The 13,698-nt window shown below is 72.2% G+C and carries 12 protein-coding genes; 4 read left to right on the top strand and 8 right to left on the bottom strand.

The window, feature by feature from the left end; translation table 11 throughout:
* Window positions 1-33 precede the first annotated feature (33 nt).
* Together ACI3KY_RS05425 and ACI3KY_RS05420 are read right to left on the bottom strand one after the other, a co-directional pair.
* Window positions 34-1,440: an NtaA/DmoA family FMN-dependent monooxygenase gene (locus tag ACI3KY_RS05425; RefSeq protein ID WP_404929183.1), complete on the bottom strand. Its 1,407-nt coding sequence runs from the start codon at window positions 1,438-1,440 to the stop codon at window positions 34-36.
* The gene (locus tag ACI3KY_RS05420; protein ID WP_404929182.1) at window positions 1,437-2,297 is read right to left on the bottom strand and encodes a sulfurtransferase; all 861 of its coding nucleotides are present in this window, start codon (window positions 2,295-2,297) and stop codon (window positions 1,437-1,439) included. The genes ACI3KY_RS05425 and ACI3KY_RS05420 overlap by 4 nt, the downstream gene beginning before the upstream one ends.
* 166 nt (window positions 2,298-2,463) lie before the next feature.
* Between ACI3KY_RS05420 and ACI3KY_RS05415 the strand changes: the two genes are divergently transcribed.
* Window positions 2,464-3,054, top strand: coding sequence for a hypothetical protein (locus ACI3KY_RS05415; RefSeq protein WP_404929181.1), 591 nt, complete (start codon window positions 2,464-2,466; stop codon window positions 3,052-3,054).
* A 73-nt stretch (window positions 3,055-3,127) separates the two neighbouring features.
* On the opposite strand, the gene ACI3KY_RS05410 is transcribed toward ACI3KY_RS05415, so the two are convergent.
* On the bottom strand, window positions 3,128-5,278 hold the full coding sequence (locus tag ACI3KY_RS05410) for a DEAD/DEAH box helicase (protein WP_404929180.1): 2,151 nt from the start codon (window positions 5,276-5,278) through the stop codon (window positions 3,128-3,130).
* A gap of 135 nt (window positions 5,279-5,413) precedes the next feature.
* Here ACI3KY_RS05410 and ACI3KY_RS05405 point away from each other — a divergent pair, with 135 nt between their 5' ends.
* Both ACI3KY_RS05405 and ACI3KY_RS05400 read left to right on the top strand, forming a co-directional pair.
* Window positions 5,414-5,740 (top strand): DUF6412 domain-containing protein, encoded by a 327-nt coding sequence (locus tag ACI3KY_RS05405; protein WP_404929179.1) that lies wholly within the window; start codon window positions 5,414-5,416, stop codon window positions 5,738-5,740.
* An 82-nt stretch (window positions 5,741-5,822) separates the two neighbouring features.
* A complete protein-coding gene (locus ACI3KY_RS05400) occupies window positions 5,823-6,575 on the top strand; it encodes a YidC/Oxa1 family membrane protein insertase (RefSeq protein ID WP_404929178.1) in 753 nt (250 codons plus the stop codon).
* On the opposite strand, the gene ACI3KY_RS05395 is transcribed toward ACI3KY_RS05400, so the two are convergent.
* Window positions 6,554-7,639, bottom strand: a complete 1,086-nt coding sequence (locus tag ACI3KY_RS05395; protein ID WP_404929177.1) for an FUSC family protein — start codon at window positions 7,637-7,639, stop codon at window positions 6,554-6,556. The genes ACI3KY_RS05400 and ACI3KY_RS05395 overlap by 22 nt on opposite strands.
* A 172-nt stretch (window positions 7,640-7,811) precedes the next feature.
* On the opposite strand from ACI3KY_RS05395, the gene ACI3KY_RS05390 reads away from it, so the two are divergent.
* Entirely contained in the window at window positions 7,812-8,429 is a 618-nt protein-coding gene (locus tag ACI3KY_RS05390; protein WP_404929176.1) for a TetR/AcrR family transcriptional regulator, read from the top strand.
* Window positions 8,430-8,581: 152 nt separating this feature from the next.
* On the opposite strand, the gene ACI3KY_RS05385 is transcribed toward ACI3KY_RS05390, so the two are convergent.
* The 4 genes from ACI3KY_RS05385 to ACI3KY_RS05370 form a co-directional block, all read right to left on the bottom strand.
* On the bottom strand, window positions 8,582-9,706 hold the full coding sequence (locus tag ACI3KY_RS05385; protein ID WP_404929175.1) for a Gfo/Idh/MocA family protein: 1,125 nt from the start codon (window positions 9,704-9,706) through the stop codon (window positions 8,582-8,584).
* Window positions 9,703-10,527, bottom strand: coding sequence for a sugar phosphate isomerase/epimerase family protein (locus ACI3KY_RS05380; protein WP_404929174.1), 825 nt, complete (start codon window positions 10,525-10,527; stop codon window positions 9,703-9,705). Before ACI3KY_RS05380 ends, ACI3KY_RS05385 begins: the two co-directional genes overlap by 4 nt.
* A gap of 226 nt (window positions 10,528-10,753) precedes the next feature.
* Window positions 10,754-10,936 (bottom strand): twin-arginine translocase TatA/TatE family subunit, encoded by a 183-nt coding sequence (gene tatA / locus ACI3KY_RS05375; RefSeq protein WP_404929173.1) that lies wholly within the window; start codon window positions 10,934-10,936, stop codon window positions 10,754-10,756.
* Window positions 10,937-10,948: 12 nt separating this feature from the next.
* On the bottom strand, window positions 10,949-13,693 hold the full coding sequence (locus ACI3KY_RS05370) for a Tat pathway signal sequence domain protein (RefSeq protein WP_404929172.1): 2,745 nt from the start codon (window positions 13,691-13,693) through the stop codon (window positions 10,949-10,951).
* Window positions 13,694-13,698 lie beyond the last annotated feature (5 nt).

Below are 13,698 nucleotides of genomic sequence, written 5' to 3'. Positions count from 1 at the left end.
GGTGGTTCACACGGGGTAATACGTGCGAGGTGCTCAGCGACCGGTGGTAACCGGCTGGGGCGCCTGGAGCAGCCGCGGTGCTCCCAGTCCCAGTCGGTCGCGGAGGGACGCCCCGCCACGGCCGATGAGCCCGCGGCGGCGGAGCTCCGGCACGGCGAGACCGGTGAAGGCCTCGAACTGCGCCGGCTGGAACGCCGACAGCACGTTGAACCCGTCGGCGGCTCCCGCGTCGCGCCACAGCTCGAAGTGGTCCGCGACCGCCGACGGTGCGCCGACGACGAAGCTCGCGGGCACGGCATGCGCGGCGATGAGATGACGCCAGGTGACCGGGTGCTCGCCGTCGACGTCGCGCCCGGTCCGCGAGAGGACCGTCTCGAGCGTGCGCGCCGCCGGCTCCGCGAATCGCGCGGCAGTCGCAGCCCGCACCACGTCGTCGACCGATGCCGAGCGCACCGGATCGTCGCCTGCGATCTCCGCCACGTCGAGGAACGACCCGAGGGAACGGTTCGCGGGGAACCCGGCGCGGGCGGCATGGGACGGCGCCCCGTCGTCGATGGGCACGAGCAGCAGCAGCCTGTCGACGATCGCGCGGGCCGCGGCATCCGTCTCGGCCACCACCGGAAGCACCGGGACGATGACCTTCAACTCGTCGGGATCGCGGCCGGCGGCAGCCGCCACCGCGCGCAGCTCGGAACGCGTGCCCGCGGCCACCACTGGGTCGCCCGCGGCGATCAACGCCAGATCGGCCTCGGTCGCCGCGAGCGTCCGCGAGCGGGGCGACGTGCCGGCGTGGACGATCGGCGGATGCGACTGCGGCGGGCGCGCCACATTGAGAGGGCCCTCGACCCGCACCTGCGACCCCGTGAACGCGGCGGGACGCAGACCGTCGGCGTCGATGAGGACCCCGCCGGCGGTGTCGGCGACCCAGGCGTCGGCATCCCACGACTCCCACAGCAGCCGGAGGGCACGCACGAACTCGTCGGCGCGGTCGTAGCGGGTCTCGTTGTCGGCGTGCGCGTCGCGGCCGTGGTTGGCCGCCGCCCTCGGCTCGGCACCGGTGACGAGGTTCACACCCGCCCGGCCGCCGGTGAGCAGATCGAGGGATGCCGTGGCCCGCGCGGTCGCGTAGGGGTCGGCGTACGTCGAGTTCACCGTGGCGATGAGGCCGATGCGTTCCGTCACACCGGCGAGGTAGAGGACCGCGCTCAGCGGGTCGATGCGTGCGAGCAGATAGGGGTCGCGGAATTCGAGATCGGGACCGGTCGCCAGCCAGTCGCCGAAGAAGAGGTAGTCGAGGTCGGCGTCTTCGGCGAGACGCGCGATGCGACGCAGGATCGCGGCATCCGTCCGCGGGTCGGCGTGCGCACCCGGGTGACGCCAGCCCGACGGATAGGCGCCCAGCGTGCGGACCATGGCGCCGACGATGAGCGGCTCGGTCATACCGGGACCACGTCGAGCGACGGCGCCGGGCCGACGGCCGCCAGTCGCCCGCGCGAGCGCGACCACTGGCTCCAGGAGCCCGGGTACACCACCACGTCGATGCCGGCGAGTGCGCCGGCCAGGGCGGTGTGCGTCGCCGCGATGCCGGAGCCGCAGTAGGCCGCGACCGCGACGCCGTCCGCCACGCCGGCGGCAGCGAACTCGGCCCGGATCTCGTCAGGTGAGCGGAACCTGCCCGCTGTCAGGTGCACCGTCGTCGGCAGGTTCACGGCGCCGGGGATGTGCCCGCCGACGGGGTCGAGGGGCTCGGCGTCCCCTCGGTACCGCTCGGGGGCCCGCACGTCCAGCAGCAGGCCGTGGTCGGGCCACTCCTCCACGCCGTCGATGTCGGCGACGCCCTCGGTGATCTCGTCGAGCACGACGTCGCCCGGGGGTCGCGGCAGCACGTCGCCCGTTTCGAGCGGCAGCCGCTCGGCCAGCCAGCCGCGCAGGCCGCCGTCGAGCACGCGCACGTCCGCGAGGCCCGAGCGCGTCAGCACCCACCACGCGCGTGCCGCCGCCACGGAGTGGACGTCGTCGTACGCGACCACCGTGTCGCCCGCACGGATGCCCCAGCGGCGGGCCGCCGCCTGCAGCTGCTCACGGGGCGGGAGCGGATGCCGGCCCTCGCGCGGATCGCCGCGCCGAGCCAACTCGTTGTCGAGGTCGACGTAAACGGCGCCGGGCAGGTGCCCGTCGAGGTAGTCCGGGCGTCCTTCCGGCCGGTCGAGCCGCCAGCGCACGTCGAGGATGCGCGGCGGGGTGCCACCACGGACGAGATCGGCGAGCTCCGTCGGCGAGATGAGTGGGGAAGGCATGTGGTCATGCTCGCCCGCGTGCGCGAGTCGCGGAATGCCGCGGTGACACACACCGCGACATGGCGACATGAAACGTCATAAGCGAGGGAGGGACCATGCGGATCGCATGATGCGCGCTCGGGTCACGGCGCCGTACTCTCGATCGAGCCATCGACGGGAGTATCGGATGCCGCAGCCCCCTGTGACCCACGCATCGCCGCCGCCGCGGAGCCCCCGCGCTGGACGCGTGCTCGCCGGACTCACCATCGTCGCCGTGCTCACCCTCCTGGCGGGCTGCGGCGAAGGCGGCATCACACTCCCGACGGCGCTGCCCACGGAGCTTCCGACGGCGCTGCCCACGGAGCTTCCGACGGCGCTTCCCACTGCCCTGCCGACGCGAACGCCCGTTCCCACCGCCGAGCCGGCCCCCGAGCCGACGGTGGCGCCAGAGCCGACGACCGAGCCCACCACCGAGGCACCTGAGCCCGAGGAGACGGTGCCCGAGCCGGCGCCGACGGTGGCACCCGAGCCCCCGGTGGAGCCTGAACCCACGGCGACGTCCGAAGCGACGGCGACGCCGGAGCCGAGCGCGCCCCCCTCGCCGAGCCCGACCACGTCGCCGACACCTTCCCCCTCGATCACCGCAGAGGCAGGGGACGACGCCGCGTCGCAGATGAACTGGTGGCCCTGGGTGGTGCTGCTGATCCTGCTGGTCGCCGCGGCGGTGGTCTACCTCATCGTGCGTCGGCCTCGACCGAAGCCTCCGACCGGCGAGTGACCGAGCGAGGCGGCCGCGCGTCCGTCTCGCCGGCTCGCCCTTCGTGCGTCGCCGACCGAGACTGTGGCCGGAGTCAGCCGCGGAGGGCCAAGGCGAACGGGAGCACGGCGCTCGCGCCCGAGCGTCGCAGCTCGCGCGCCGCGACGGTGAGGGTCCAGCCGCTGTCGACCCTGTCGTCGACGAGCAGCACCGGCCCGGGCGGAACGTCGAGGCCTGCGCCCGAGAACCGGTCCCAGACGCCTGCCACGCGGAAGGCGCTGTTGCCGCCCGGCTGACCCGTCGGCCCCCCGTCGACCGGGTCGAGAGCCCCGAGGAACGGCAGTCGGCCGATCCCCGCGATCCCCCGGGCGAGGGAGTCGACCAGCTGCGGCTTCGCTCGCGACGGCATCGCGACGACGGCGACCGGGCGTGTCTCCCAGCCCCACTCCGCCAGCACCCGCACGCACGCCGCGAGCACGTTCGGCGGCACAGGCCCGTCGGATGCCCCGGCGGCGAACAGCTCCCGCAGCACGCCACCCCAGCCGAGATCCGTCAGACGCGCGAGCACGCGGCCTTCCCCGGCCTGCTCGTCGGCAGGAATCCGCCCCTTGACGGGGACGCCCAGTCTGTCGGCGCCGGTGGGCCACTGACGGCGCGGTTCGATCGGAACGCCGACGCGATCGAGGGCGGCGGTTGCGGCATCCGTCGCTGCGGCGGCGATCTCGGTCGGGAACCACGCGCCGGCGCAGTTGTCGCACCGCCCGCACGGCACGGCGGTGTCGTCGTCGAGCGAGCGCTGCAAGAACTCCATGCGGCAGCCCGACGTCTCTTCGTAGTCGATCATGTGCTGCTGCTCGGCGAGGCGCTCGGCCGCGATGCGGGCGTAGCGCTCCTCGTCGTAGACCCAGGGGGCGCCGGTCGCGATCCAGCCGCCACGGACGCGGGCGACCGCACCGTCGACGTCGAGCACCTTGAGCAGGAGCTCGAGCGGCGTGCGGCGGATGTCGACCACGGCCTCCAGCGCGGGCGTCGACATCGGCGCACCCGCCGCCGCGAGCGCCGAGAGCACCCGCTCGGCGCGGTCGCGGTCCGGCATAGACGCCGTCGCGAAGTAGTGCCAGATCTCGCGGTCTTCGACGCCCGGCAGCAGCAGCACATCCGCCGACGCGGTGGCGCGCCCCGCGCGTCCGACCTGCTGGTAGTACGACACGGGCGACGACGGCGCGCCGAGGTGCACCACGAAGCCGAGGTCGGGCTTGTCGAAGCCCATGCCGAGCGCGCTGGTCGCCACGAGCGCCTTGACGCGGTTGTCCTTCAGGAGCGTCTCGGACTCTTCGCGCTCGTCGGTGTCGGTCTGACCGGTGTAGGCGCGCACGTCGTAGCCGCGCTCACGGAGCAGCCGCGCGGTGTCGTTGGCCGCGGCGACCGTGAGCGTGTAGATGATGCCCGAGCCGGGCAGGTCGCCGAGGTGGCTGATCAGCCAGGCCAGCCTGCTCGGTGAGTTGGGCAGTCGCAGCACCCCGAGGCGGAGCGACGCCCGTGCGAGCGGACCCCGGATGGTGAGCACACCGGATGCCGCGGCATCCGTTCCCCCCTGCGCGGGGCTGCCCGCATCCAGCTGCTCGGCGACGTCGGAGACGACACGGCTGTTCGCGGTCGCGGTGGTGGCGAGCACCGGAACGCCGGCGGGCATGCGCGCGATCAGGTCGCGAAGCCGCCGGTAATCCGGCCGGAAGTCGTGGCCCCAGTCGCTGATGCAGTGCGCCTCGTCGACGACGAGGAGTCCGATGCGAGCGACCAGCTGGGGCAGCTGCTCGTCGCGGAAAGAGGGGTTGTTCAGCCGCTCGGGCGATACCAGCAGCACGTCGACCTCGTCGCGATCGAGCTGCGTCAGCACGTCGGTCCACTCGTGCGCGTTGGTGGAGTCGATCTTCACCGCACGCACTCCGGCCCGTGCGGCCGCCGCGATCTGATCGCGCATGAGGGCGAGCAGCGGCGACACGAGCACCGTGGGGCCGGCTCCGCGCCGGCGCAGCAGCAGGGTCGCCACGAAGTACACGGCGGACTTGCCCCACCCCGTTCGCTGCACGACGAGCGCGCGCCGGCGGTCGTCGACAAGGGCCTCGATCGCCTCGTACTGCCCATCGTGGAAGTCGGCGTCAGCGCGGCCGACGAGCGCGCGCAGCACCTCGAGGGCCTCGGTGCGGGTCGTGGTCGTCGCTGTCACGGTTCCACCCTGCCTCATGCTCCTGACACCCGGCGCCGATCGGCCGGCAGCTGGGGATGCACCCGCACCCGCAACGGCTGGGGAGGAAGGGCCGCCGTCCCTCCCGCGCCAAGACCCGCGTGCTACCGTGAGCCGCGACGGGAGGAGACGCGCATGATCGAGTCGATCGGCCTGGTGCTGCGCGCTCTCGTCGTGATCCTCGGCCTTGTCGCCCGCCCCGTCGTCGAGCTCCTCGGCACGATCGCGGCCCCCGGCACGGGTGCCTTCGCGTTCGCTGCGGCCACGACGGTCGCCGTGCTGGCGACCCTCGCCCTGCTGGCTGTCGCCATCTCCCTGTTCGTCTCCCCCGCTCGCGCCATCGCCGGCGAGCGCCTGCCCCGCCGGGCGATCGCCGACGCGACGCGTCTGACCGAGTCCCACCCCGACGCGCCCGGGCACTCCCGCCCGCGAGCGCCCGGATTCGCGGCCCTGGCCGCGTAGTCGCCGACGCCCCTCCGAGGGCCGAAGTCGGTGCCGTCGTGGCCGCACGCCACGAACCGGCACTCGACGAACGGACTCACCCTTGGACTTCTCCGCCTTCCCACCCATCGCCGCGATCCTCGACACGGCCTACGCCCTGCTGATGGGGCTCGCCACCTCCCTCGAACCGCTCGCCGGACCGGCAGCGGCTGCAGCATCCGTCCTCCTGATCACCCTGCTGGTGCGGGCGGTGCTGCTGCCCGCCGGTGTCGCCCAGGCGAAGGCCGAGCAGACCCGCAGCCGCCTGGCGCCGAAGCTCAGGGAGCTGCAGCGGCGCCACAAGGGCAACCCCGAACGACTGCAGCGCGAGACGATGAAGCTCTACGCCGACGAGAACAGCTCGCCCCTGGCCGGGTGTCTGCCCATGCTCGCGCAGGCACCGGTCGTCGCGATCGTGTACACGCTGTTCCTGCACCCGACGATCGCCGGACACGCCAACGCCCTGCTGACCGAGCAGCTCTTCGGCGTGCCGCTCGGGACGAGCCTGTTCGCCTCGGTCGCCGCCGGGACCGCGACGGCGGCGACCTTCGGGGTGTTCGCGGTGGTCGTCGCGATCGTCGTGGTGGTCGCCGAGATCACGCGCCGCGCCTTCCGCCCGGTGGTGGACGACTCACCCACCGGCTCCCCCCTGGCCGGAGCGGGCATGGCGCGGCTGGCCGGCGCGCTGCAGTTCACCACCGCCGTGGTCGCGCTGTTCGTGCCGCTCGCCGCGGCGATCTACCTCGCTACCACCGTCGCGTGGACTCTGGTGCAGCGCGTGCTGCTGCGCCGTCGCTATCCTCTGGCGACTGCGTGAGGGGCGTCGTCCCCGGTGTCGTCGCGGGGGTGCAGCACGCCGCTGAGCGCGCCGAGCGCCGCGCCGGCGAGTGTGTCGATGACCCGCTCAGCGGCCACGGCGACGGTGTCGACCGCACCGGTCGCCGCGCCGGTGAGCAGGAGCACGAGCGGCGTGATGAACACCAGCGCCAGCGCGTAATTGCGCACCACGAACAGCTCGATGGTGAACTGCAGCGCCGCGAGCACGAGCGCCAGCCACAGCGCCGGCAACGGCAGCGGTGCCAGGAGCAGGTACACCCCGGCGCCCACGATCGTGCCGATCATGCGGTGCAGTCCTCGCGTGAAGGCGGCGCGACGATCGGCGGCGACCCCCACCACGGCCACCGCGGCGCCGACGATCCAGTACGCGCGGTCGGGATCGAGCACGAGACCCAGCGCGATCCCGACCACCGTCACGGTCGCCACGCGGATCAGCAGCACCCGCTCACCCGGCGGCCACGCCGGACCGGGCAGCACCTGCCGCAGCGGGCGGGCGGGCAGGCGTCGCCGGCTCGGCATCAACAGCGGCGTGAATGACACGACGGCGGCGAACAGGATGCCGCAGCCCACCGCCGCGACGTAGGTGGCGGCATCCGCCCCCGACGCCACGATGTGCGCAGACAGGCCGAACACGAGCACGACGAAGAGCGGCCCGGGCGGCCCCACGCGGAATCCGAACATGGCGGCCGCGGCGGCGATCGAGACGACCGCGAGTCCGACGAGGGTGGCCACCGCCGACGGGCCGGCGAGCGCGCCCAGCAGCGCCGCGGCCAGCAGTGCGCCGGCCACGAACGGCAGCACACGCAGGCGCTCGGTCACGGGCAGATGCGTCGCATAGAGGGCGACGAACGCGCCGGTGGCCGCCTGGAATCCGAGGTCAGAGCGCCCGGCGAGCGACATGACGGCGATGGGCGTGGCCATCGCGATCGCGGCCCGCAGTCCGATGGCCCAGCGGGGGCCCGGTGCCGGGGCGAGGCGGAACAGGGTCGAGAGCGCGTGGGCGGCTTCGGCGGCGAACCTGCGGCCGGCGCTGTGGTGCGGCATCCGTCCTCCTCTCCTCTCCATCCTCTCGCGACGCATCCACCGCATCGGTGACGCGGGACCCGTCAGCTCAGCCATCTGAGCCCGCCGGGGCCGCCTGACCTCTGGCGCATCGGCCGGAACCGAGAAGTTCCACGCGGAGGTTTTTGGCGATCGTCCCCGGTATCATCGGCATATGACCGCGACGCCCGAGGACGCACCCCGCAGCCGGGGTCGCTACGCGAAGGGCATTGCGCGACGCCAGGAGATCCTCGACAAGGCGATCGAGGTGTTCGCGCGGCGCGGCTCGCAGAAGACGAGCCTGCGCGCGATCGCCCAGGAGGTCGGGGTGACCCATGCGGCGCTCACCCACTACTTCGGATCGCTCGAGGAACTGCTGGTGGCGGTCTATCGCGAGTCCGAGCGCACGGCGAACACCACGAAGCAGCCGGCACCGCCCGACTCGAGCCCCGCGATGGCGATGCGGGTGTCGGCCGAGGAGAACCGCTCGATCCCCGGTCTCGTACAGCTGTACTCGACGCTGGTCGCGATGGCGCTCGAAGACAACCATCCTGCCGCCCAGGCCTTCGCGACCGAGCGCTTCGCCCGGCTGCGCCACGACATGGCCGAGCAGGTGCGCCGGCTGCAGGCGTCCGGTCATCTGCGCGCGGATCTCGACCCGACGCTCGTCGCCGCGCTCGTGATCGCCGCCTCCGACGGCCTGCAGACCCAGTGGCTGCTCGACGCGACGGTCGATCACGAGGCCGCGCTGGAGATGCTCGACCGCCTGCTGCGCGGCAGCTCCTCGCACTGACGCCCCGGCAGCTCGCCCGGGCTGACGCCCGGCAGATCGGCGCGCCGAGCCCCCGGCAGCTCGCCTCGCTGAGGCTTCGGCAGCCGACACAGCGAGACCGCGGGCCCGTCGGCGCGATGACCGACGGACCCGCGGTCCAGGTGAAGCGGTGCTCAGAGCGTCGCGACGAAGGGATCGAAGCCCTCGGGCAGAAGCGGCACCGGCGCGACGGTGCTCTCGACGACGACAGTCGTGCCGGTGGCGGCCGCCTCCTGGGCCGAGAGGAGGATGTCGAGCACGTGGTAGCCGAGTTCACCGGAGGCCACGTGCGGGCGCCCTTCGGCGATCGCACGCACCATGTCGAGCGCGCCGAGGCCACGGCCCACCTGGACATCCTCGTGCGCGATCTCGACCCACTCCTGCTCGAACGACATGCCGTCGCGGATGACGCCGAGCGGCTTGACGTACGCGATGCGGCCCGTGAACTGGTTCGGGTCGGGGATCACGATGGTGCCCTCGGTGCCGTGGATCTCGACGATGCCGTGACGCTCGAGCGCGGAGTCGAAGCTCAGCAGGCTCTGCGCCTGCGCGCCCTGCTCGAACGCCGTGACGATCTGGATCGTCGACGGCACCTCGACCGGGAAGGTCGTCCCCGCGTTCGGGCCGGTGTGGATCTGCCGCTCTTCGAGCGCCTTCGTGCCGACGGCCGCGACGCGGTCGACGGGGCCGAGCAGGCTCACGAGCGCCGAGAAGTAGTACGGCCCCATGTCGAGCAGCGGTCCCGCGCCGTTGGCGAACAGGAACGCCGGGCTCGGGTGCCACAGGTCGGGTCCCTGCGTCTGGAACGTCGTGAGCGCGAACAGCGGACGGCCGATCAGGCCGCTCTCGATCGCGCGTCGCGCAGCCTGGAACCCCGGGCCGAGCAGCGTGTCGGGGGCAGAGCCGACGCGCAGTCCTGCCGCCTCGGCCTCGCGGAGCAGCTCGGCGGCGCCCTCGCGGTCCAGGCCCAGCGGCTTCTCGGTCCACACGTGCTTGCCCGCGGCGATCGCCGCGCGCGAGACCTCGACGTGGACGGCGGGGATGGTGAGGTTCACGACGAGGTCGACGCCTGGGTGGGCGAGGACGTCCTCGGCGGAGCCGAAGGCCGGCACGCCGTACTTCTCGGCCTGCGCCTCTGCGCGGTCGAGCAGCAGGTCGCCGACGATCAGCACCTCGACGTCGGGGAACGACGACAGGTTGGCGAGGTAGGTGTCGCTGATGACACCGACGCCGATGATGCCTACTCCCACCGCGCTCATCGGGCGAAACCGCCTTCGATGAGGAACGAGTAGCTGGCCGCGATGTCGGCGAAGACGTCGCCCGGAGCGTTGTCGTACTCGATCACGGCGTACTGGAGAGCGGATGCCGCGCGCAGGGCGTCCGCGAGGGGCACGTCGCCGGTGCCGGCGTGACGCTGGTCGAGAGTCTGGGAGCCGAACGACTCGGCACCGGGAGCGAACGGGTTGGTCTCGGGCGCGATGCCGTCCTTGACGTGCACCGCCACGAGGCGGTCGCCCAGGCGCGAGACGAGCCCGACGACATCCTGTCCGCCGACGAGCGCCCAGTACAGGTCGAGCTCGAGCGCGACGCGCTCGTCCGTGAGCGAGACGAAGCGCTCGTACGCGGTCTGGCCGTCGAAGTCCGCCACGAACTCCTGAGCGTGGTTGTGGTAGCCGACCTGCAGGCCGAACCCGGCCGCGGTGTCGGCGAGAGCGTTCAGGCGGTCGGCGATGTCGGTGACGCCCTCGAGCGTGAACCAGCGCTCGGGCGTGACGAACGGGTCGATGACGGTCTTCAGGCCGACCTTCGCGGCTGCCTCGAAGACGACCTCGGGGGCGGGCGTGGGGATCGAGCCGTCGGGCGTCCAGAGCTCATCCGAGAGCAGCGGCGCGTGGCCCGTGGGCGAGACGAGTCCGGAGGCGTCGAGCGCGGCCCGGATCTCGTCGGGGCGACGCACGAAGTCGAACGCCTCGACGTTGCGCAGTCCGATCGCGGCGAGCTTGTCGAGCGATCCCTTCATGTCTGCGGTGAACTCCGCAGCGAGTGTGTAGAGCTGAACCGAGGCTTCTGGCAGGGCCACGTCGACCTTCCTTTCGTACGCGAAGCGGGGCATCCGATTTCTGCCCGCAGTCAGAGTAGCAGAAACCTCCATCCGGAAGTTATGCGCTTCGACAATCCCAAGCCGAGGGTTGAAGGAACACCGAGAGGGCAAATCTCCGCACAGGTTGCGTGGGGAGACCTGCCCTCTCGCGAGTCGGGGATGGGGATCCAGGATGCCGCGGCCCGCGGCATCCGTCCCCCCACCGTCACCCCTCCCGGCGAGCGGTCTCGTCCGACGACGAGTCGGTCACTTCCTTCGTCTCGGTCTTCAAGATGCGCACCGACTGACCGACGCCCTTGGCGAGCGCCGGAAGCCGCGCCGCCCCGAAGATCAGCAGGATGACGACGAGCAGCAGGATCAGATGCATTCCGCTGATGTTCGCGAGCATGGTCGCTCCCCCTCAGATGTGGTCGCCGACGAGGGCGAGGTTCTGGATCGCCGCCAGGCCGTACTGGGCGCTGGCGTTGGTGCTGAACGGCGCCTCGTCGACCGGGTTGAGCACGGCGGGCCCGTCGATGTGCGTCGCCGTGAACGCCAGGCTCTCGGGGTAGCCGGCGTGCCCGGTGCGGAACTCGCGCCACGCGCGCTGGGCGAGCGTGACGTCGCCGAGCTGGTGCGCCGCATACGCCGTCGCCCGCGAATACGCCTGGCGCAGGTTCTGACTCCCCCACGAGGCGCCGGTGGCCTCGCGCTGCTCCGCGGACGTGCCGTTGTAGAGGCGGCAGAAGGTCACCCACTGCTCGGTCACCTCCGGGTCGTCGATCAGCTCGATGAGCTCGGTCATGAGCTCGATCAGACCGAAGACCGAGCCGAGCGAGCCCACCGAGACGCTCTGCTCGCTCGGTCCGGTGAACGTGCCGTCGGCCAGGTCGTACCGGATGCTGCCACCCTGGGCCCACCCGTTCGGAAGGGCCGCGATCGTCTTCGCCCCGTTGATCAGCTTCGTCTGCGCGACCGGGTCGCCGTTGCGCTCCCATTCCGCGAGCCACGCCAGCGCGAGAGCACCCCAGTCGGTCGTGGTGCCCACCGCGAGGGCGTCGGGCTGCGGGTCGTACACGTCCGTGCGGATCTTCCGGGTGGGGTCGAGCACCATGAAGGTCTTGTCGGCGTCCACGAGGTCGCGCATGAGGTCGCCGACGCGCTCGTCGGCGGTGAGGAAGTAGTAGAAGCGGCGGTAACCGGCGTTGCTGATCCGCTGCTGCTTCGCGCTGTCTCCCCAGTGCATGATGCCGTGCCGGGTGCCGAGGTCGCGGTACTTGCCGAGGTGGTACACGTCGACTTCGCCGGTGTGCCGGGTCATCGCCTCGGCGAAGCGGAACGCCGTCGCATCCCCCGTCCGCAGGTAGTGGTACCAGAGCCACATGTCGGTGCTCAGCTCGGAGTTGTCCCAGGCGTACCCGCCGATGTCGTACCGCCAGACGTGCCGGTCGCGGTCGTACTCGTGGATGACGTCGCCGTAGTCCCAGAACCCGTACCAGGAGCGCTGGTCGACCTGCTGGACGTAGTGCTGATGCATGAAGGCGAGCTTGTCCTCGACCGCGATCTTCGCGAGGTTCGACCGGTCGACCGGGGCCCAGGCACCGAACACGCCCGCGGAGTGGTTGTGCTCGGGAGAGCTCACCAGCAGCGGCGGCGTGGCGTTGGCGTCGGCGAGCGCCGTGAAGTCGGCGGCCGTCGGGGTCGCGCCCAGCGCCCAGAAGCTCAACTCGCTCGTGCGCGCTGTGCCGTACGGCGATCCGAAGCCGGGTTCGTAGTCCTCGTACGTGATCTCGAGGGCGTCGAGCTGCTCGGGATACGTGTCCTGCCCCATGCCGTCGTGGTAGAACCGCAGGTCCATCGCGTCCGCCTTCGGCGACCACATCCAGGTCGTCGCCGTCGCGAGGTCGGTGCCCGCGCCCGAGATCTCGAGCTCCGTGGGGTGGAGCTGCCAGAAGTTGCGCATGCCGAACGCCAGGCCGCCGGCGGGACTGCCGACATACGCGAGGCCGCGGGCCCGCTTCCCGGAGTCGACGCGGATCCAGGAGTGCCCCGCCGAGGTGCGCTTGCGGATCTCGAAGCCGTGCGCCGTCAGCTGGCTGAGGCTGTAGTCGCCCCAGGCGGGGATCCACTGCAGTCGCGACGTGACGCGCTGGTCCCAGGTCGCCGGATCCGGCGTCCACGTGCCGGCGATCTGCGCGTCCCGCGCGGCTGCGCCCGGGTCCCGCCGAAGGCCGGTGATGCCACGGACCGCCTCGCCGAGGACACCGGCGCCTTCGCCCGCGAACCGGATGTGCCGATCGTGAAGCTGCGCCGCCAGCGGCACCGAGAAGCGGAAGCCGAGGCCGGTGATGAAGTCGGCGTTCTCGTCGCCGTCGAAGACGAAGCTGTGCACGACGCGGACCCCGTCCGACCCCGCGTAGAGATAGAAGCGGACGTCGAACGGCAGCCAGCTGCGGTTCCCCTTGCGGTGGCTGCCGGTGACCCGCACCACCGCCCGCACCGGGCCCGACTGCTCGACCTTGACCTCGGACACCTCGCTCTTGAACCACTCGCGGGCGATCTTCTCCGCACCGTCGGTGTCGGGGCTGTCCTGGCGGGAGGCCACCAGACGCCCGTCCTGAGCGATGACCGTGTCACCACGGCGGATCGCCGAAATGAGGTTCGGCCCCTTCTTCGGGAACTCGACGCGCACGACGCCCGTGTCCACGATCACCCGGCCCGGGTTCTCGTCGACCGAGATCGCGGATGCCGGCGCCGCGGGCGTGCCCGGCTGCAGGGTGTAGCCGGAGGCACGGCCGGAGGCACCGCTGACCGCGTGAGCGGTCCACTTCACCGACCCGTCGGGCCACCAGCCCGTCGGCCAGCTCTGGACGGGCACGGACTCGCCGGTCTGGGAGACCAGGGCGAAGGCCTGATCCGGGCTGAGCGCGCCGCGCGGCCACGGCACGCCCCACGTCGTGCCCGCCACGAGCTGGGCGGGCGTTCCGCCCTCCAGCCAGCGGAGCGGGATCGGGCCGTGTCCGGTGAGCGCCTGAGCGACGGGCTGACCGAACGCGCCGCGCACGACGGGTGCGGCGCCGGCGGCGGCCGGCGATCCCGTTGCGAATGCCGCGGCGACCCCTGCGGCGACCGTCGACTGCAGCAGTGTTCGACGACTGATGTCCATGGCGA

Source organism: Microbacterium sp. ZW T2_14, assembly GCF_044987405.1.
In the GTDB taxonomy this organism is placed as follows: Bacteria; Actinomycetota; Actinomycetes; order Actinomycetales; family Microbacteriaceae; genus Microbacterium.
The sequence above is the reverse complement of the archived record's forward strand: the minus strand, read 5'-3'. Positions and strand labels throughout refer to the sequence as shown.

Coding starts and splice junctions, on each gene's coding strand:
- ACI3KY_RS05425 (WP_404929183.1), bottom strand. CDS start 1,440: ATGACCGAGCCGCTCATCGTCGGCGCCATGGTCCGCACGCTGGGCGCC.
- ACI3KY_RS05395 (WP_404929177.1), bottom strand. CDS start 7,639: ATGCCGCACCACAGCGCCGGCCGCAGGTTCGCCGCCGAAGCCGCCCAC.
- ACI3KY_RS05420 (WP_404929182.1), bottom strand. CDS start 2,297: ATGCCTTCCCCACTCATCTCGCCGACGGAGCTCGCCGATCTCGTCCGT.
- ACI3KY_RS05415 (WP_404929181.1), top strand. CDS start 2,464: ATGCCGCAGCCCCCTGTGACCCACGCATCGCCGCCGCCGCGGAGCCCC.
- ACI3KY_RS05385 (WP_404929175.1), bottom strand. CDS start 9,706: ATGAGCGCGGTGGGAGTAGGCATCATCGGCGTCGGTGTCATCAGCGAC.
- tatA (WP_404929173.1), bottom strand. CDS start 10,936: ATGCTCGCGAACATCAGCGGAATGCATCTGATCCTGCTGCTCGTCGTC.
- ACI3KY_RS05410 (WP_404929180.1), bottom strand. CDS start 5,278: ATGAGGCAGGGTGGAACCGTGACAGCGACGACCACGACCCGCACCGAG.
- ACI3KY_RS05370 (WP_404929172.1), bottom strand. CDS start 13,693: ATGGACATCAGTCGTCGAACACTGCTGCAGTCGACGGTCGCCGCAGGG.
- ACI3KY_RS05405 (WP_404929179.1), top strand. CDS start 5,414: ATGATCGAGTCGATCGGCCTGGTGCTGCGCGCTCTCGTCGTGATCCTC.
- ACI3KY_RS05390 (WP_404929176.1), top strand. CDS start 7,812: ATGACCGCGACGCCCGAGGACGCACCCCGCAGCCGGGGTCGCTACGCG.